This window comes from Agrobacterium sp. CNPSo 2736 (assembly GCF_004005385.1).
Lineage (GTDB): Bacteria > Pseudomonadota > Alphaproteobacteria > Rhizobiales > Rhizobiaceae > Agrobacterium > Agrobacterium leguminum.
This window is the reverse complement of the sequence record NZ_RZTX01000019.1, coordinates 71896-90979: the sequence shown is the minus strand read 5'-3', so window position 1 is coordinate 90979 and position 19084 is coordinate 71896. Positions and strand designations below refer to the sequence as shown.

At 58.6% G+C, this 19084-nt stretch carries 18 protein-coding genes; 11 read left to right on the top strand and 7 right to left on the bottom strand.

The genetic code is table 11. The annotated features are described in order from the left end of the window. Window positions 1-117 precede the first annotated feature (117 nt). Window positions 118-1749 carry a Hachiman antiphage defense system protein HamA gene (locus EM858_RS23600; protein WP_127758158.1) on the top strand — a complete coding sequence of 544 codons (1632 nt, stop codon included), beginning with the start codon at window positions 118-120 and terminating at the stop codon, window positions 1747-1749. Next, window positions 1750-3894 carry a DEAD/DEAH box helicase gene (locus tag EM858_RS23595; protein ID WP_127758157.1) on the top strand — a complete coding sequence of 715 codons (2145 nt, stop codon included), beginning with the start codon at window positions 1750-1752 and terminating at the stop codon, window positions 3892-3894. It begins immediately after the preceding gene. A 177-nt stretch (window positions 3895-4071) separates the two neighbouring features. On the opposite strand, the gene EM858_RS23590 is transcribed toward EM858_RS23595, so the two are convergent. The 6 genes from EM858_RS23590 to bioB form a co-directional block, all read right to left on the bottom strand. Beyond that, a complete protein-coding gene (locus tag EM858_RS23590; protein ID WP_348628181.1) occupies window positions 4072-5439 on the bottom strand; it encodes a DUF6538 domain-containing protein in 1368 nt (455 codons plus the stop codon). 226 nt (window positions 5440-5665) lie between these two features. Beyond that, the gene (locus tag EM858_RS23585; protein WP_127758155.1) at window positions 5666-6652 is read right to left on the bottom strand and encodes a beta-ketoacyl-ACP synthase III; all 987 of its coding nucleotides are present in this window, start codon (window positions 6650-6652) and stop codon (window positions 5666-5668) included. A 56-nt stretch (window positions 6653-6708) separates the two neighbouring features. Further along, a complete protein-coding gene (locus tag EM858_RS23580; RefSeq protein WP_127758154.1) occupies window positions 6709-8004 on the bottom strand; it encodes an adenosylmethionine--8-amino-7-oxononanoate transaminase in 1296 nt (431 codons plus the stop codon). Next, window positions 8001-8639 (bottom strand): dethiobiotin synthase, encoded by a 639-nt coding sequence (gene bioD, locus EM858_RS23575; RefSeq protein ID WP_127758153.1) that lies wholly within the window; start codon window positions 8637-8639, stop codon window positions 8001-8003. The genes EM858_RS23580 and bioD overlap by 4 nt, the downstream gene beginning before the upstream one ends. Further along, window positions 8636-9781: an 8-amino-7-oxononanoate synthase gene (locus EM858_RS23570; protein ID WP_127758152.1), complete on the bottom strand. Its 1146-nt coding sequence runs from the start codon at window positions 9779-9781 to the stop codon at window positions 8636-8638. Before EM858_RS23570 ends, bioD begins: the two co-directional genes overlap by 4 nt. After that, on the bottom strand, window positions 9778-10812 hold the full coding sequence (gene bioB / locus EM858_RS23565; RefSeq protein ID WP_127758151.1) for a biotin synthase BioB: 1035 nt from the start codon (window positions 10810-10812) through the stop codon (window positions 9778-9780). The genes EM858_RS23570 and bioB overlap by 4 nt, the downstream gene beginning before the upstream one ends. Before the next feature lie 232 nt (window positions 10813-11044). Between bioB and EM858_RS23560 the strand changes: the two genes are divergently transcribed. From EM858_RS23560 to EM858_RS23520, 9 genes are all read left to right on the top strand, one after another. Beyond that, the gene (locus tag EM858_RS23560) at window positions 11045-11491 is read left to right on the top strand and encodes an acetyltransferase (protein WP_127758150.1); all 447 of its coding nucleotides are present in this window, start codon (window positions 11045-11047) and stop codon (window positions 11489-11491) included. A gap of 99 nt (window positions 11492-11590) precedes the next feature. Further along, window positions 11591-12490, top strand: a complete 900-nt coding sequence (locus EM858_RS23555) for an AraC family transcriptional regulator (protein ID WP_164865542.1) — start codon at window positions 11591-11593, stop codon at window positions 12488-12490. A gap of 85 nt (window positions 12491-12575) precedes the next feature. After that, window positions 12576-13532, top strand: coding sequence for a hypothetical protein (locus tag EM858_RS23550; RefSeq protein WP_127758149.1), 957 nt, complete (start codon window positions 12576-12578; stop codon window positions 13530-13532). A gap of 134 nt (window positions 13533-13666) precedes the next feature. Further along, window positions 13667-14077, top strand: coding sequence for a hypothetical protein (locus tag EM858_RS23545; RefSeq protein WP_078053696.1), 411 nt, complete (start codon window positions 13667-13669; stop codon window positions 14075-14077). Window positions 14078-14164: 87 nt separating this feature from the next. Further along, complete coding sequence (locus EM858_RS23540; RefSeq protein ID WP_127758148.1) at window positions 14165-14395, top strand: hypothetical protein; 231 nt, start codon at window positions 14165-14167, stop codon at window positions 14393-14395. Then, window positions 14392-15870 (top strand): TolC family protein, encoded by a 1479-nt coding sequence (locus tag EM858_RS23535; RefSeq protein WP_127758147.1) that lies wholly within the window; start codon window positions 14392-14394, stop codon window positions 15868-15870. Before EM858_RS23540 ends, EM858_RS23535 begins: the two co-directional genes overlap by 4 nt. 14 nt (window positions 15871-15884) lie before the next feature. Continuing rightward, the gene (locus EM858_RS23530) at window positions 15885-17234 is read left to right on the top strand and encodes a copper oxidase (protein ID WP_127758146.1); all 1350 of its coding nucleotides are present in this window, start codon (window positions 15885-15887) and stop codon (window positions 17232-17234) included. Between the two features lie 52 nt (window positions 17235-17286). Further along, the gene (locus EM858_RS23525) at window positions 17287-17763 is read left to right on the top strand and encodes a plastocyanin/azurin family copper-binding protein (protein WP_127758145.1); all 477 of its coding nucleotides are present in this window, start codon (window positions 17287-17289) and stop codon (window positions 17761-17763) included. A 23-nt stretch (window positions 17764-17786) separates the two neighbouring features. Then, the gene (locus EM858_RS23520) at window positions 17787-18071 is read left to right on the top strand and encodes a copper-binding protein (protein ID WP_127758144.1); all 285 of its coding nucleotides are present in this window, start codon (window positions 17787-17789) and stop codon (window positions 18069-18071) included. Between the two features lie 85 nt (window positions 18072-18156). Here EM858_RS23520 and EM858_RS23515 read toward each other — a convergent pair whose 3' ends face one another. After that, a complete protein-coding gene (locus EM858_RS23515) occupies window positions 18157-18720 on the bottom strand; it encodes a phosphatase PAP2 family protein (protein ID WP_245483041.1) in 564 nt (187 codons plus the stop codon). Between the last annotated feature and the right edge of the window lie 364 nt (window positions 18721-19084).

Sequence of the window (19084 nt, the reverse complement as noted above, 5' to 3'; positions counted from 1 at the left end):
CCTCGCCGCACCAGCAACAATTCCCTTTTCCAACAATTTAGAAGCTGGTCGGCACTCCTGTTTACTTATGGTTGATAAACGTAATGCAATCTATGCGAAACTCAAGCAGTGATTTAGATGTCGATAAAGCCACTTATAGATCCATCAACGGCTTCCAATGCCGGCGGCGTTGCCGGTAGGCGGGGCTTTCGTTTTCAAGACCACGTAGCAGCGCGCTTTTTACTTCAGCTATTGGTGGCCCCTGAACTTCTTCAGGTCGAATGTGAAACCGGCGACGACATCGCCTTGAGGTGGGACTACGGCGCGGGACCAACCGCCGAGTACGTACAAGTCAAAATCACGGACGATGAGTCCAAGTGGTCCATCACTGAACTGTGTAAACGGACGCCCACCAGATCAGTTGGCACATCGATTCTAGAGAAATCTCTCGCCTGCGACGCCTTCCCATTTCAAGCTACGTTTAGGATTATTAGCCAGCGCGATGTGCGTAAGGACCTTCTTTCACTTAAAATGCCCCGTGAGAAGCGTTTCCAGAGCCCCACTGCAGATGACCTAGACGCGCTGGGGCTTCGCCTAGGCAAGAAGCTGACTGGAGCCACATCACCTCAAGGAACCACTGTTGCTGACTGGACACGAGCGACGTTGTGGGAGCATGTGGGAGACATTCAATCCGTCAAGCAAGCGAACATTAACGCGATACTTCGCTTGGCAGAGAACACCGGCGAATGTGTTTTTATCTCCGCTGCCGAAGAAATTTACTCTCAGCTTGTCTGCATAGCGGTGGATGCAGGTGATGCGTGTCGCGTCACCGAACCGGAAAAGAAAACTGTCAGCAAGGATCAACTTAGGACGTGGTGGGAAAACATCGTAATAGAGATTCGCTCCAAAAATAATTCCGTTCTGAAAGTTTACCAGTTCTCGACCCCCAATTTCTTTTCTGAGCTTCACACCGTCGATGAATCTCATATGTCACGAACTTTGGCGGCCTATGATGCCGAATTCGACGGAGGCGAATGGCGCTGTGCCGAGCTAGCCGAATACCTCGTAGATTGGCTTCCCGAGATAACATTGCCGCCACGTGTCCTCGCCAACCACTACAGAATTGTTGGGGCGCGAGCACTTACAAAACAGGCGGTAGAGTCGATCGGAAGCGGCCTCGTAGACTACGAGGCACTCTTGGCGCACCTCCTCCTTCACGTAATTCTCAGGCATTACCACCGCAGCGAACCGATAACCTGCAAGCTCTTCAGTGCATCAAAGACTGATGCTACATTTATGAACTGTCATGTTGTTCCGAAGGCATCCGGCGATCAGTTTTGGCTCGGCCAATCGAAAATCACCGCAACAATGAATTGGAATGACGTGACTAAGGCCATGTCATCTGATCTCGAAAATTTGATTGACCGAGATTTTCTCCGAAAGGAGCGTGACCTAATCTTGCAATATCGCGAGCCTCAGCACCTAAGATCAACGACCCTAGAAAAAGCGCTGTCTCGTCATGCCAAGTTGGACGATTTGACGAAAGTCCTGAACGTCCCTGTCCTTATCGCATACGACAGCGCCATCTTAGCCCGTGGCTATATCGATGACTATGTCCATCAACTGCGCGAGGAGGTTACCGCAGGCTACGAAGCACTGAAAAATCAGCTTTCCAGTGGTCTTAAGGACATAAGGGTTCACGTATTTCTGATTCCTGTACAGGGGGCAGCCAACCTCCTAAACACGTTTAAAAAAAGCATGGGGTGCTGAATGGAAGCCGATCTACTGAGAGAAAAGCTCAAAGGAGGTTTTTCCAGCGACGATGCTGTAACGATACTGTCGGGTATTACCGAACTGGTTAACAACAAGGCTAGCCATGACCTAGGGCGAGAGATGGTGATCCGCAGTCTCGCGGTCAAAAATCAGTTCCCTTCAGGCTTACATGTCTTGTTGGAGGCGCTTGTACAATCGGTAGGCTTATTACCTTACCTCGCTGACAGTCCAGTCCGATCGTTTGAAGATCAACTACTATTAGAGGCGCACAGAATTCCCGTCGAAGGTGATGTGCGCGTATTTCACACCTTACAGCTTCAAATATACAATGAACTGAGAGCGGGCCGAAACGTCGTCCTAAGCGCAACAACCAGCGTCGGCAAGAGTGCGATCGTCGACGCCATCATTGCGTCCGGGGATCATCGACATCTAGCCATTATCGTCCCGACTATTGCCTTGATCGATGAAACCCGGCGTAGAATATCTGGCCTGTTTGGCAGCCAGTTCAAAATTGTCACTCATCCTAGTCAAGAGTCATCATCAGACCAGCCAACTATTTTTGTCCTCACGCAAGAGCGCGCCCTATCACGGCCAGACTTAAAGAATGTAACATTCTTCGTCATCGACGAATTTTACAAACTCGAAATTCGCGATGAAGATGATGATCGCGCAGTCGATTTGAATCTCTGCTTTCACAGACTGGCGTCCAGTGGCGCTCAGTTCTATCTCATCGGCCCTCATGTCGATGCCGTAATAGGCCTGCCCGCGAAGCATGAGTATCTCTTCGTACCGTCACTATTCTCGACAGTCGCGCTTGACATAACGCAATTCCACCTTCCTCGGCACGGCGGTCTGCGAGAACAAAAGCTCGTGGAACTGTGCAACGAGCTCACAACACCGACATTGGTCTATTGTCAGTCACCCGGGACGGCTAGGAAAGCAGCCGAGGCTTTATTGCAGGCACTGTCCACATCTACATCTGCTAAGACCTCAGCTGCAGTAGAGTGGTTAGAGCATGAATTTCCCGAAGACTGGGTTGTTACACGAGCACTCCGAGCTGGCATAGGCATCCATCACGGCAACATGCCGAGAGCACTTCAGCAGTACATGGTGAAAGCGTTTGAGACCGGCGCGATCACGCATCTCATATGCACCTCCACAATAATTGAGGGTGTCAACACGGTGGCAGAAAACGTCATTGTATTTGACAAGCGCATCAATAACGGCGGCATGGACTACTTTACCTTCCGCAACATCGCGGGAAGAGCAGGTCGTATGAGGCGATATTTTGTGGGGAAGGTCTTCGTTCTTGAGGAACAGCCGCAGTCGGAAAATTTTGTGGTTGAGCTAGCAGTAGGCACTCAAACCGAAACAGCCCCACTGTCCTTGCTACTGGATCTAGAAGAAGCTGACCTCTTACCTTCGGCTAAGGAACGCGTCACTGCTACTCGCTCCGAGAGCCCGCTATCGATTGAAACGCTACGCGCTAATCGTCACGTTTCAATCGATGCTCAGCACGAAATCTATTTCGCTATTAAAAGAGACCTGCACTTTTATGAGGACATGCTCTCGTGGACAGGCATGCCACGCAGTCATCAGTTTTTAGGCGTTTGCGACCTAATCGTTCGACACCTCGATGGAACCCTACTCAAGGGATATGGGATATTCTCGGGCGCCGGGCTACAGGCGGCTATCAATCGAATTCAAATGGAGCCTCGCTACCGGAACGTGATCGAGAACTTCGTAGCGCATAGACGCCCGGAACAAAGCGTAAGCGATGCCGTGGAGCTTGGCCTAAGATTCATGCGGAAATATGTGTGCTTTACTTTTCCGAGGCATCTAATGGCAATCTCGAACATCCAGAAAGAGATATTCGAAGCAGTGGGGAGAAAGCCTGGCGACTACAGCTTTTTTGCTGCGAGGTCGGAAAATCTCTTCATGGAGGCCGGACTGTTCGCACTTGACGAATACGGCATCCCTCCGGAGACGTCCCGCCGGCTTGCGAGGGGGCAGTCTGGCTTCGAAACTCTCGAATCTGCGTTGCGCTTTATTTCCTCACCAAACTTAAACACCCAGAGTCTCCTTGATTTCGAACTAGATCTCGTTGCGGACGTTCGCCAGAGCCTGCCGCTCTTCGTGTGAATAGCGACACTGGTGACTAAGAACTGAGCAAGATGGGGCCTACTCGGAACGCTTGAAACTGCTACAGCATATGAAGCATATGGGCTTATAACCTGTTGAAATCGTTTCCCACAGACCGGCTTCCTGACCCCGGCACGGGGCGCTAATTTGTACACTCCAATACCAGACATGAAGGCCTCAAGGTAGCTTCACCGCCTCAACGCATTCAGCCATCTGCTCCATCGTCAGCCCTCCAAGGTAGACGCCCGCAACCACGCTCTGAGGCTTGTGACCGACCACGATCTGGACCGTCAGCTCAGCCTGACCAGCTTGAATGGCCTTAGTTACGAACCACCTTCGGAAGGAATGGAAATTGATCCGATCTCTTCTCTTTCCCTCAACGGCATCCGTAACCCCTATTGTCCTGCGATAGTAAGTAAAGGCCTTGACCGCCGGCATCGAACGCTCCTGCGGCTTGTCAGCGGCGACCGGAGGGCATTCTGGAAAGAGGTCGTCATCTGGCCTCTTTCCATCCATAAGGCGCTCGACGATGGACTTCAGCGCACTGTGTATAGGTACTTCGCGCGATCCCCTTTCTCGCTTCTGAGGTTTAAAGCGGAAGTTCCCGCTATCAGTGATGTCCTTACGTTTCAGGCTGACGATGGCATCAATTCGGGCACCTGTAAGAGCCCCAATGAGCATCACGTCTTTGAGGTAAGACTGGTTAGGCTCACCCGCAAAAAGCTTGATCATCTCTTCGTCGGTAAACGGGCGCTCCTTCTCATCCTCTACAGGCTGAACCTTCGGCAGGGACTGGCGGGACCACGGAGAGCTATCGAGCGCAACATAGCCGCGCTTCTCTAGCCAGAACCAGAATTGGGACAAGCAAGACAGGTATTTGTTGATGGTCCGATTTGTAAGCGGTCTTTCCGTGCTAGCTGCAAGATCTCCGATGAATTGGCCCGCTCTTCTCCGTGTGATGGCCTCGATCACGAACGGTAGACGGCATTTCTTACACCAGTCCTCCAGCGCCGCGATCGCTCTGCTGCTGTCGCTTTTGGTACGAGGCGACCACTTCACCTGAGCATGGAAGAGATCGAGCGGTTCTCGAACTGGCGTTTCCTTTCCGAGAGCTACTCTAAGAAACTGCCCCGCCTTTTCCTCGCTTTGTCGGTCGAAGATCGGGCTGTCTGTCTCCTCGTCTACTGCAACCTCTTTGCCCCTTATCTTCTCGGCAACCTGATAAATGCCCTCGGTTTCCAGTTCGGTTGCCTCGCTGTTTCCTTCCTGCGACTGGAGGCTAGCTCGCAGGTCGAGGGCAAGGCTAGTCAAGTCTTTGCTCGACATGGATGGCGTTGCTGCTATACCGGTGACCACAACCTTCGGAAGCCTCCCAGCTCGGGCCGCTTCGATCATTGCAAGAAACTCTGCCACAACCGCGTGTTTCCGCCGCTCAGCTTCTGCTTGGCTATGGGTCTCAAGAGAACGCTTCAGGCGTGTCTTGCCTATGATCTTGACCATGTCTCGCGGCACAGGGACAGACACCCTCCAACCGCCGTTATTCATCTTCTCAAGGTATGCTGGCGCGCGAGTTCGAGACAAGGAATGTACCTCAAAATGCCCTGTGATATGTACCTTACCCGTATGAAATTGCTTATTCTTTTTCAAGATCAAATCGTTAGGTTCGTACCCCTTGAGGGTCCAGGTTCCCCAGCCAAATTTCTCCAAATGAAATCAGCTTCTTGAGTTTTGAATATTGCACGGCGTGGCGACGTTCCGTGCCTGGCATCGTTCACCCGCGATAAACCACCGCTCCACCCGTCATGCCCGCGCCAGCCGCTGTCAAAAGCAGGGTTTCGTCTTCCGCGAGAGGCCTTTCGGCATTGGTGACGGAGAGCGAAAGCGGAATGGTGGCGGCGGAGGAATTGCCGAAGCTTTCTATGGTGCGCACCGTCTTTTGCCTGTCAATGTCGAGATTGCCGCAGACGGCGTCGAACATGCGGGCATTGGCCTGGTGGGGCACGAAACGGTCGATATCGGCTGCCGTCGTTCCGGCTTCAAGCAGCACCCTTTGCGAGGTCTCGGTCATCAGCGTCACGGCACGGGAGAAGACTTCGCGACCGTCACGCATCGTCATCAGCGCCTCCTCAGTGGATGTATCGGCAGAGAAGGGCTGGCTGCTGCCTCCCGCCGCTATCTGGATCAGATTGTAACCGCCGCCATCCGCAACGAGATCGGCTGACAAAAGCCCGCGTTGCGCCTCGCGGCAAGGCTTGAGTACGACGGCGCCGGCGGCATCGGCGAACAGGACCGCGCTTGCCCTTTCCGCCGGATTGATACGACGGCTCAATATATTGGCGGCAACGATGAGGACAGAGCGCCCGTGGGTGCGGACAAAGCCATCCGCAAGGGTGAGCGCATAAAGAAAGCCGGAACAGGCCCCGGCGAGATCGATCGCGCCGGATCGGGCAAGGCCCAGCCTGTGGGCGAGCAGCGGTGCCGAGGGTGGCAGAAGATGATCCGGCGTGGAAGTCGCAAGCAGCGTCAGCGCGATGTCGTCGGAGCTGATTTCGGCATCTTCCAGCGCCATGTGGCCGGCTCTCGCCGCAAGGCCGCTGAGAGTGTCGCCCTCTTGCGCCCAATAACGCGTGCGGATGCCGGTGCGCCGCTCGATCCAGCCGGCTTCCAGCCCGAGGCTGGCCTCTATCTCGGCATTGTCGACACATCGCGACGGAACGGCATGACCAAAACCGGCCATGCGGGAAGAGCGGGTCTGCATTGTCAGGACTTTCGGAGACGGTTCTGGAACAGGCTGAACATGGCCGCACCCCGTTTTCACGCGATGCCGAGCGCGCGCGATTTTAGCGAAGCGGTTTCGGTGACGATTCCGGCCACCTCATCGATGGCGTCAAAGGCGCTGGCCAGATCTTCCGCCGTCGAACAATAGGGCGGCATCAGGTAAAGCACATTGCCGAGCGGGCGGATGACGAACCCGCGCTCGCGGAACAGTTGCCGCATGCGCGGCCCCGCCTCGGCGAGATACCCGCCGGCGGGCACCACGAGATCGAGGGCCGCGATGGTCCCCATTTGCCGGATGCCGCTGAAACGCCGGTCATCGGCAAATCGCCGGAGATTGTCGCTCAGCACCTGTTGCAATTGCCTGATGCGTTGAAGCACGGGTTCATCCCGCCAGACCTGAAGATTGGCGACGGCCGCAGCGCAGGCAATCGGATTGGCCGTATAGGAACTGGAATGGAAAAAGGTCTTGCGGCGATCCGTTGAAAAATGCGCGTCGAAAATCTCCGCGCTGCACAGCGTTGCCGCCAGCGGCAGGGAGCCGCCGGTCAGGCCCTTGGAGGTGCAGAGAATATCCGGTGAAATGCCGACCTGTTCGCAGGCGAACATGGTTCCGGTTCTGCCCCAGCCCGTCATCACCTCGTCCGCAATGACGAGGCAGCCATGGCGTTCGGCAATCTGTTTCATCCCGGCCAGAACATCCGCGCCGTAAATCCTCATGCCGCCCGCCCCAAGCACCAGCGGCTCGACCAGCAGGGCGGCGACACGGCCTGAACGGCAGAAGTTTTCGAACATGTCCAGCGTGTGCTGTTCGCTGCCCGCTTCTGGAAAAGCCAGCCGGTCGACGCCGAAGAGCAGCGGTTCGTAAGCGGCATTGAAGACACCGCGCTCACCGGTCGACATCGTGCCGATAGTGTCGCCGTGATAGCCATGCTCCATCACCACGATACGGTCGCGCTTTTCTCCGCGATTGTGGAAATATCCCAGCGCCATTTTCAGCGCCACCTCAACCGCCGTTGAGCCACTATCGGAATAAAACACATGGCTTAGCCCAGCGGGCGCAAGCTCGATCAGCCCGCGCGCCAGCGTTTCGGCGGGTTCATGGGAGAACTCGGCGAAAATGACCTGGTCGAAGGCCTCTGTCGCGGCGCGGATGGCTGCCATGATTGCGGGATGCCGGTGCCCGTGGGTGATGACCCACCAGGAGGAAATGGCGTCGAACAGGCGATTGCCGTCCTCATCGACGAGAAATGCGCCTTCCGCTGATACGACGCGTTTCATCGGCGGTTCCAGCCCATGCTGGGTGAAGGGATGCCAGACAGGGGAACGGCTCATGCCGGCGCCTCCAGAAAATCAGCGAGATTGAAGTGTCGGGCAAATGCCCGATGCAGCGCCTCTGATGTCATCTCCGGCAGGCGCGGCAGGCGGCCGAGCGGGCGAACGGCGCCGATATTGGCGATGACGCGCTCATTTTCCCGGTTCTCGTCGCCGATGAAGACCACGCCCTGCACGGGAATGGCGCGGTGCCGCAACGCCTCGAGCGAGAGCAGCGTATGGTTGATGGTGCCGAGAGACGTTCTTGCGCACAGCACAAGCGGAATTTGCCAGCGGGCGAAGATATCGGCGAAGAGCACGGTGTCCGTCAGCGGCACCAGAAGCCCGCCCGCCCCCTCGATCACCAGCGGTCCATCCGTTTGCGGCGGCAGCAGCAGCGTGGGGTCGATCGTTACATTCTCGAGGTGGGCCGATAGATGCGGCGAAGCCGGCATTTTCAGGCGATAGGCCTCCGGCAGGATGCGCGCGGGCGGCACGCCACCCAGCCGTTCCACCGTCTCGCTGTCTGTTTCTTCCTCCAGCCCGGATTGCACGGGTTTCCAGTAACAAGCCTGCAGGGCATGGGTCAGCGCTGCGGAAAAGACCGTCTTGCCGATGCCCGTATCGGTGCCGGAGATGACGAAACGAGGGCTCATCTCCGCTCCTGCGCCAGCGAAAGGGCAAGCAGCCCGATCATATCGGCGATCTGGCTCTCATCCACATTGAGCGTGATGGCGATGCGCAGGCGCGCCGTGCCCTCCGGCACCGTCGGCGGGCGGATCGCGCGTACATCGAAACCGCCCTCCCGCAGATGCGCGGCGATACGAAGCGAGCGGGCGTTGTCACCGATCATCACTGGCAGGATCTGCGAACCGCTGGGCGCAACGCCGAGCCGGGAGCGAAGCTCCTCGCCGGCAAAGTTTGCCAGCTCCGCCAGCCGCAGGCGTCGCCATGGTTCATCGGCAACGATGCGCAGGGCTTCGCGCACCGCCGCCGCCATCAGCGGCGAAGGCGCGGTCGAATAGATGAAACCGCGGGCGCGGTTGACGAGGTAGTCGGCAAGCACCGCCGGCAGGCTCAAAAGCGCACCGGAAAGACCGAGCGCCTTGCCGCAGGTGTGCAACGCCACCACATTGCCCCGGCCTTCCAGCTCCGCGGCAAGGCCGCGCCCGCCGGGGCCGAAAACACCGGTGGCATGGGCCTCATCGACGACAAGGAAGCCTCCGTGTTTCCCGGCAAGATCAGCCAGGGCCGAAAGGGGCGCACGGTCGCCATCCATGGAATAAAGGCTTTCGACGGCGATCCACGGACGGCCCCGGCCACCCTCCTGCCGCCAGCGGATTATTTCCCGTTCGAATGCCTCGACCTGATTATGCGGCACGGCGATCGCCTTCGCCTTGCCGGCCGCGATCCCGTCATGGACGCTGGCATGGATCAGGGCGTCGTGAAGAACGAGGTCTTCCCGCAGCGGCAATGTGGAGAACAGCGCGACATTGGCGGCAAAACCGCTGCCGAAATAGATCGCTTTTTCCGCCCCGAAAAGCGCCGCCGCTTCCGCTTCCAGCGCCTCATGTTCGCGGTGGTTGCCGCGCAGCAGCCGCGAGCCGCCGGCCCCCACCGGCACACCCCTTCCGATAGCGTCGGCAAATGCCGCCTTCAGCCGGGGTGAATCGGCAAGGCCAAGATAGTCATTGGAGGTGAAATCGATCCCCTGTTGAGGAGCGAGCGAGCGCAGCCGCGATTTGCGCTCCAGGCCGGCAAGCTTCGCCTCATAGGGGGAGAACGCCGCGAGGTTCACCGGCACCCTCCCGGCTCCCCAGACTGCAACTCAGTTGGCTGCAGTTCCATCGGCTTCAGCCCCAGACGGCGGAAAAGCGCCGTATCGTGGTCCTCCCCCGGATTATCCGCCGTCAGCAGCGTCTCGCCGATGAAGATGGAATTGGCGCCGGCCAGGAAACAGAGCGCCTGCGTCTCATCGCTCATCTCCGTGCGCCCGGCCGAAAGCCGCACATGCGAACGCGGCATGAGGATGCGCGCCAGCGCGATGGTGCGGATGAAATCGATCGGATCGACGGGATCGGCCTTGGCAAGCTTCGAGCCGGGGATCGGGATCAGCATGTTGATCGGCACGCTTTCCGGCGGCACCGGCAGGTTGGCGAGCGTCACCAGCATCGAGATCCGGTCTTCCACCGTTTCCCCCATGCCGAGAATGCCGCCGGCGCAGACCTTGATGCCAGCATCGCGGACATTGGCGAGCGTTTCCAGCCGGTCCTCGAAGGTGCGGGTGGTGATGATCTGCGAATAGAACCGCTCGGAAGTGTCGACGTTGTGGTTATAGTAGTCGAGACCGGCATCGGCCAGCCGCTCGGATTGCTCCGGCGTCAACATGCCGAGCGTCATGCAGGTTTCCATGCCGAGCGCTTTCACGCCCTCGACCATGGCCACCACGGCCTCCATGTCACGCTCCTTGGGATTGCGCCAGGCAGCACCCATGCAATAACGCGTCGCGCCGCCTTCCTTCGCCTTGCGCGCTTCAGTCAGCACCCGCTCCACTTCCATGAGTTTGGAGGCCTTGAGGCCGGTGGGGTTGCGGGCGGACTGGCTGCAATAACCGCAATCCTCCGGGCAGCCGCCGGTCTTGATGGATAAAAGCCGGCTCATCTGGATGGCATTGGGATCGAAATGACAGCGATGCACCTGCTGGGCGCGGAACAGAAGATCGTTAAACGGCAAATTATAGATAATTTTTGCCTCTTCGAGCGACAAGCCGTCGCCGAAACCCGTAATCTGAGCGGAATTTCTGTCGATTTGCGTGACGATCTGGTCCATCTGTCGATCTTTCCCTCAAAATAAATAGATAGAAGTTCTTTTTATCTATTTTTTTCGAACCGCTTTTTGCAAGCATTTTTTTCGAGAAAAATTTTTCGGAGGGAGAGATGGCGGCATGCGGAGATCGGAATCGCCGGCTTTTGCCGCTGAAATTCATTGAATACGCACGTGCTCACGGAAAAGATCAGGCCGGCCCATGGCGTGAAAAGTCCGCACTTGCTAAGGGTGAGGCATGATCACACTTCGTCCCTCCGAGAGCCGCGACGCTTTCCGCATCCTCGACATATGGAGCAAAGCAGTCGACGCCACCCACGGGTTCCTTCTGCCGGCGGATCGCGCCGCAATCGGGCAGGAAGTCGAAGCTTTTCTGCCGCAGGCGCCGCTCACGCTGGCGGTCGATGTTTCTGACCGCCCCCTCGGTTTCATGTTTCTGCATGAGGGGCATATGGAGGCGCTTTTCATCGATCCTGACCATCATGGCCAGGGAATCGGCAAGGCACTGGTCCAGCGGGCGCTTGCGCTCCACCCCGCCTTGACCACGGACGTCAACGAACAGAACGCCGGGGCCATGGGTTTTTATCGCCGGCTGGGATTCGAACCGACCGGACGCTCCGCCCTCGACGGACAGGGTCGACCCTATCCGCTCGTTCATCTTCGATTTCGCGCAACGGAAAAATAGGCCGCCGGGATCGTCGGGGAGGATCAAGCCACGAACACCATAGTCCGCTTCGCAACCGACGATTTTCTGCCTGAACACCGCTTCGACCAATGGCGCGAAGTGCGTGGCAAAAGCCTGTTTGGTGTGACAATCGAGCTTGCGCGGGACCTTCGCCACAGCTTCAGGGGTTCGTTTCAGGCGCGCGCCGTTGCCGGCGCCGTGGTGACCGAGATGCGCGCCTCCTCTTACCGGGTGAACCGCACCGAAGCCGATATTGCCCGCATTGCCGGCGACAGCCTCTGCATCGGCCTGCAGGTCAAGGGTTCCGGCTTTCTGCATGCTGGCAAAAATCAGGTTCACGCGGTTGGCGGGGGCGATATCACCATCAACTATTCCGACTTGCCCTACGATGCGATACCGGGAAACGAGGCGGATTTTCACTACAGGATGCTAAAGATCCCCGTGGATTACGAGGTCATGCTCGGTCAGGCCACCGATGACCTGTTTGCGACGCGTTATGCGGAAAACAACAGTTTCTCCCTGCCCTTCCGGGCCCTTTTCAACACGCTGAACGCCGACCCCGGCAGGCTCATCGACCCCGCCCGCGATGTCACGCATATCGCCCGGCTCGCCATGACGGCGCGCGGGCGGCTTTCGTCCGCCATGCCGGAGGTGCGCGCCGCGCTAAGGACCGGGCTCTGTTATGCGGCACAGGACATCATGATACGGAAAAAATCCCGGCAGAACCTCACCCCTGCCGCCGTCGCAAGGGAACTGGGCATTTCGCTTCGGCAATTGCATGTGGTTTTCGAGGGTGCGGAACTGTCGTTTTCCCGCACGCTCTCCTCCATGCGGATCGAGGAGGCGAGGCGGTTGCTGCTGGCATTCCCTGCCTTGCCGGTCACGCAGATCGCCTATGGCTGCGGCTTTGACAGCCTCGCTACTTTCTACAGGGTATTTGCCGGCACCTATGGCATGACGCCCGGCGACGCCCGCGCGGCAGATATGCCGCCGGCTTAAAATTTCACCTCTGCGCGCAATGAGAAGACGCGCCATTTCAGCTCCTGTAAGGCCGATTGGATCATCCCATCCCGGAGCGCGGCCCATGACCAATTTTTTCGACTTTGCGATCTCCCGGTTGCCAGCCGCGACAGCCGATTGCCGCAGGCCAGCGCCCGGCGAAATAGAGGCGATGCTGCAAAAAGAGTCCTTCCCGGCGGCGCTGCGTCTGCTGGCGGGAAGTTTCATCGCCCTTTACGAAGGCTCGCCCGAGATGACCGCACTTTTTGCGACGCGCCAGAGCCGGCTTCTGTGTCACGCGCTTCTGGCGCTCTATTTTCAGAAATGCGGCGCCCGTGAAACAGGAGCGGGAGAACCCGCCCTGACGCGGGAAGATTTCGGCAATCTGGCGCTTCGGCATGGGCTCGCCAGCCATAGTGTCGCTTATGCCTTCTTCAAGGAGGCGCTGAAACGCGGAATGACACGCCCGGCAGACCGGTCCGGCGACGGGCCGGACAATGGGCCCGGCAATGGGCCCGGCAAAGGGATCGTGCCGTCAGCCCCGGCGCTGGCGATGCTCGCCCAATGGTACGACGTGCATTTTCAGGCGCTGGATCTGCTGGATGAGGGCTTCAGGGCATCGCGTTTCATCAAGCGGTCGGAGACCATGCTTCCCCATGTCCACCCCCGCGTATCGCAGGCGTTTCTGTCGCATCCGGAGGTGCGCTGCCCCGGCCCGCTTTCCATCATCTTCAACTGGTTCGATGCGGGCGGACTGCTGATGGACCGCCTTATCGCCGGAATCGACTGGGAAAAGCCGACCGAACAGGGCAGGCGCCTGACCGATGTGGAAACCGTGACGCAACTGTCGACATCCCTCTCCCTGTCGCGTATCCACATCGGCCGCAAGCTTGCGGCGGCCGAACTGATCGGCGGCATCGGCTGGAGCGGACGACGCGGCCGTTCCGCGCTCTGGATTTCGCAGGGTTTTTACGAGGAATATGCCCGCATGCAGGCCCGCAAGCTCCTTATTCTCGATGAAGCCTTCATCGACTTCGTGTGAGGTGCGGGCAGGCTGCAGGCCCTGCCATTCCGCTTGCCGGCCCTGCTCCGCGTGAATGCGACATAACGGCTTTCGTCGATGGTTATGAGGGATATCCATTGACAAATCACAGGACTACAGCTTTTCTACGGAACATGCGTGAGATGTTGCGAGCATCGAAATTGCTGGCCCTGTTGTTTAGACTGGTGATGATACTGTCACTGGCTGGCTATAGCGTTTCCACCGTCAATGCCGCAATGCATCCCGCCGAAGCCGGCGGAATGCAGCACGATCAGTCCGCCATGATGGATCACGGCGCGACGATGGACCATGGCGCCTCGGCCATGATGTCCGACAGTCACGATCATAACGATATGGCCGAACAGGACGGCGGCGTCAAAAAGCCCGTCAAGCCGCAATGCTGCGGCGATTTCTGTCTCGGCATGGCGGTTCTGATCAGCCACGACACCATTGGCAGACCCGTCGTCAACAGCATCCGTTCCTTCCTCGACGACAGCAAGGCGCTGGGCCAGACCCCGCTCCTTCACCGCCCCCCGAATATCTGAACAGGCAAAGCCCGCCTTTGGGCAATGACCGTGCGTGAGCGGCTTTAGCGCCGCCGCGCCGTTGCATCTCCTGTTCGGAAAATACCCATGAACCCGATTTACATTGTGGTTGCGGCGCCCCTGCTTCTGGGCGGCTGCACAGCCACATCCCTGATGAACGACGCCGCCTCCTATGACGACGCGGCAAACCCTTCGCTCGGCGCGGCCCCCATCCGCTATCAGACCCCGGTCGCGGGTTACACGCACCGCGCGCCGGCGGACCCGAAGCCCTGGCGTAACCAGAACGATGCGCAGGCTCCGAAAGGAGACGCATCATGACGATACTTACCTTCAAACTCGGAGCGAAACTCGCGACCGCCCTTTGCCTGCCGTTTCTTCTCGGCGGCTGTGTCACGGCCGCCCAATATGCGTCGCGTGACGCCGGTTTCACCAATGTTTCGGCCAGGACATCCGAGGCGATAGGCAAGCAGGCGGTCTGGGTGCAGAACCGGGCCGAGGCGCAGGCGACGCAGACCCGCGTCAAATCGCTGATGGCCGCCGGCAAAAGTCTCGATGTCGAGACGGCGGTGCAGGTTGCGCTCCTGAACAACAAGGGCCTTCAGGCAGCCTATGCCGATCTCGGCGAAGCCGCCGCCACCGCATGGCAATCGACCGTGCTGGTCAATCCCCGGGTCGGCATCGGGCTGACGGGGATCGGCACCCCGGGGCTCAGGGCCTATCAGGCGATTGAGGGTGTCGTCGTCACCAATATTCTGGCGCTGGCTACCCTTAAGAAAAATGTCGAGATCGCCGATACCGGCTTCCGCAAGGCGCAGCTTGGCGCCGCGCTGAAGACGCTGCAACTGGCGGCCGATACCCGCCGCGCCTGGATTACCGCGGTGGCGGCATGGGAAAATGTCGGCCAGCTGGCGCAGGCACAGACCGCGGCGGATGCCGCCTCCGAACTTGCCGTGAAGCTTGGCGAGGCGGGTTCGCTCAACAAGGAGGGCCAGGCCCGCGAGCAGGTCTTTTACGCCGAGTTGACCGGCCAGATCGCTCGGGCGCGGCTTGAGGCCCGTCTTGCCAAGGAGGAACTGACCCGGCTGATGGGACTGTGGGGAGCGGATATCGAATATACCATTCCCAACCGCCTGCCCCCGCTTCCGAAGGCGCTTACCAAACGGGACATGATCGAGGCCGAAGCGCTGCAGCGCCGCGTGGATCTGCAGATGGCGAGGCTCGATCTGGAGGCGACCGCCCGGTCGTTCAAGCTCACCGAAGCCACCCGATACGTGACCGATCTCGAAATCCGTTCCGGCTTCGAGACCGAACGCGAGCTGGAAGACGGCGAAATCCACAAGCAGACCACCGGCAATGCCGAGCTGGAATTCGTCATTCCGATCTTCGATTCCGGTCAGGCACGCATGCGGGAATCCGAACTCGCCTATATGCGCGCGGCGAACCTGCTGGCGGAAAAGGCGGTCAATGTCCGCTCGGAAGCCCGCTCCGCCTATCAGGCCTATCGTTCGAACTACGATATCGCCCGGCATTACCGCAACAGCGTGGTGCCGCTGCGCACCAAAATCGAAGAGCAGTCGCTGCTGACCTATAACGGCATGATCACCAATACCTTCGAGCTTCTGGCCGACAGCCGGGAAAAGGTCAATTCAAGCCTGCTCGCCATCAATGCGAAACGCGACTTCTGGCTCGCCGAGGCCAGCCTCGCTCCTGCCATTTACGGTGGCGGCACGGGTGCTGCGGCAGGCGCGGAGACCGAGGTTGCCGCCGCTGGCGGCGGCGGTGGCGGACACTGAGAAAGGAAACGACCATGTTTAACAGAAGAAACTTTCTGGGTGTCGGCGCTGCAATGGTCTCCTCGGCGGCCTGGGCGAAAACATCCAACACCAGCCTGCCGGAAGCGGCCGTGATGGAAACGGCTGCGACCCAGGCCCCGGTCAAGCCCACCACCGGCCCGGATTACAACCCCGTCGTCACCCTCAACGGCTGGACGCTGCCCTTCCGGATGAACAACGGCGTCAAGGAATTCCACCTTGTCGCCGAACCGGTGGAACGCGAAATGGCGGAGGGCATGACCGCCCGCCTCTGGGGTTATAACGGCCAGTCGCCCGGTCCGACCATCGAGGCCGTCGAAGGCGACCGGGTGCGTATTTTCGTCACCAACAAGCTGCCGGAACATACGACGATCCACTGGCACGGCATGATCCTCCCATCCGGCATGGATGGTGTGGGCGGGTTGTCGCAACCGCATATCCCGGTTGGCAAGACCTTCGTCTACGAGTTCGACCTCGTGAAATCCGGCACCTTCATGTACCACCCGCATTCGGACGAGATGGTGCAGATGGCGATGGGCATGATGGGCTTCTTCGTGATCCATCCGAAGGACCCGGCCTTCATGCCGGTGGACCGCGACTTCGTGTTTCTCATCAACGCCTTCGACATCGATCCCGGCTCCTATGTGCCGAAGATCATGACCATGACCGACTTCAATCTATGGTCATGGAACAGCCGGGTGTTTCCGGGCATCGATCCGCTGGTGGTTTCCAGGGACGACCGGGTGCGCGTGCGCGTCGGCAACCTCACCATGACCAACCATCCGATCCACATGCACGGTTACGATTTCGAAGTGACCTGCACGGACGGCGGCTGGGTGCGGCCCGAGGCGCGCTGGCCGGAGGTGAGCATCGATATCCCCGTGGGTGCGATGCGGGCCTATGAATTCGACGCCAAATATGTCGGCGACTGGGCGATCCATTGCCACAAGTCGCACCACACGATGAATGCGATGGGACATGACGTCCCGACCTTCATCGGCGTCGACAAGAAGACCGTCGCAGAGAAAATCCGCAAGGTGCGGCCGGAATATATGCCGATGGGCACCGCCGGCATGGCCGATATGGGCGCGATGGAAATGGAAATCCCCGAGAATACCGTACCCATGATGACGGGTTGGGGTCCGCACGGCCCCATCGAGATGGGCGGCATGTTCTCCGTGGTGAAGGTTCGCGAAGGCATCTCCGCGGGCGATTACTCAGATCCCGGCTGGTACGAAAACCCGCCCGGAACCCAGGCCTGGGAATGGACCGGCGAGTTGCCGGATACGCCCAAGACCAATGACCCCAAAACGCAGATCACGCCGAAACCGATGAAACACGGCTGATCGCGCAGACCCAACCCCCACAAGAACCCCACCAAAATCAAGGAAATATGGAATGACCAAACTGAAAATTGCACTGCTTCTTGCCGCTCTCGCCACGCCCGCCCTTGCCTCGGGCACCCACGGCGGCGGCCATGAAGCAATGGCGATCGGCGAACCGGGCGACAAGGCCAAGGTGACCCAGACCATTCAGGTGACGATGAAGGAAACGCCTGACGGCAAGATGCTCTTCACCCCCGCCAAGTTCGACTTCAAGAAAGGCAAGACGGTTCGCTTTGTCGTCAAGAATGTCGGCGAACTGGATCATGAATTCATTCTCGACGAACAGAAGGCCAATCTGGAGCACAAGGCCGCCATGGAGAAGGCTCCGGAGATGGAGCACGACAATCCGAACGCGATCAGCCTCGCGCCCGGCGAAGGCGGCGAAATCATCTGGAAATTCACCAATGACGGCATGTTCGAATTCGCCTGCCTGAAACCCGGGCACTACGAGGCCGGCATGCGCGGCGATCTCAAAGTTTCTGCAAAGTAACCCGGCAACAAAGGAATCTGACCATGAATACCATCGTTAAAATCACCGTCGCGGCAGCACTCCTGCTCACCGCTCCCCTCAGTGCATTCGCAGAGGAATTCACCAAGGGAACGGTAAAGAAGGTCGATGCCCCAGCCAGGAAGGTCACCATCATCCATGAAGAACTGAAGAACCTCGACATGCCGGCCATGACGATGGTGTTCCGCGTCAAGGACGATGCGATCCTCGCCAAGCTCAAGGAAGGCGCCAATATCGAGTTCGTCGCCGAACGCGCTGACGGCAAGCTGGTCGTCGCCCAGGTGAAATAAGCCTCCGGTCACTCGGCAGGAAACAGCAAGGGCAGCGGCTTTCCGCTGCCCTTTTGATATTGGGCGGATGGGATTCCCCTCGGCCTTATAGTTCCGCAAATGGCCTTGTTTCCGCGGCGGGCCGCGTCCCGTCGACCCTGCGCGTGAAGGCGGCGTCTATCGCCTGCCGATTGTTCACGAAGGGTCGCTGGAGCAGAAGGAACACCGCGAGCATCAAGGGCCATGCAATCAGGACATCGGAGAGGAAGTGAGCGCCCATTGCCACCCTGTTCAGGGAGACAATCACGATGAATGGCGCCAGTATCGCGATGCCGATCAGGCGAAATTTCTCTGGCAGGAGAATGGTGAAGGCCAGAAGGGCGGCTGCGGAAGCGCTTTCACCGGAAGGAAAAGAGCAATTTCGGGCGCAGCCACCGTCAAGGGAAAAAACCGGTGTAAACAACAGGTCTCCCCCGAACTCGCCAAGATGGCGCGGTCTTGCCCTGCCAAACGCATTTTTCAGTATATGAACCGAGGCGCCCGGTCCCAGAGCAAAAAAGACGCCAATAAGCAGCAGCTTGTGCGGTGGAAAAACCCGGGGCAGGCCGCCAGAAAATGGCATGAGGACAAGCATGCACACCAGCCCGGACAATAAAACCGGCGGAAGCATGCGGTTCAGATCTCGGACGGAAATCAGGAACTCATCCTCGCCAAGGTGGAAACGGTCCGTCCAGAATTGCCGGCTCACCTCAAGATCGATATCCGACCTGATCGTGAAGACGATCATCATCGCAAGAGCGACCAGAAGAGCCAGCAGCGAGGAACTGCCGGAGGCACGTAAAAAAGCCTGACGGGCGACATGGATGGCGCCTGCGCGAAATTTCGACCTCTGGGTCCAATTCCGCTTTTTCCGGTCGGTTTTACTGGCGAGAGGCTGGTGCATGGCCAGTTCTCTTCCGCAGAAATGTCAAGGCTTTGCGGAGAAAGAGACAAGACTGCAAGGAAAGCGGCACCCATAGTGTTTATTCGGGGAT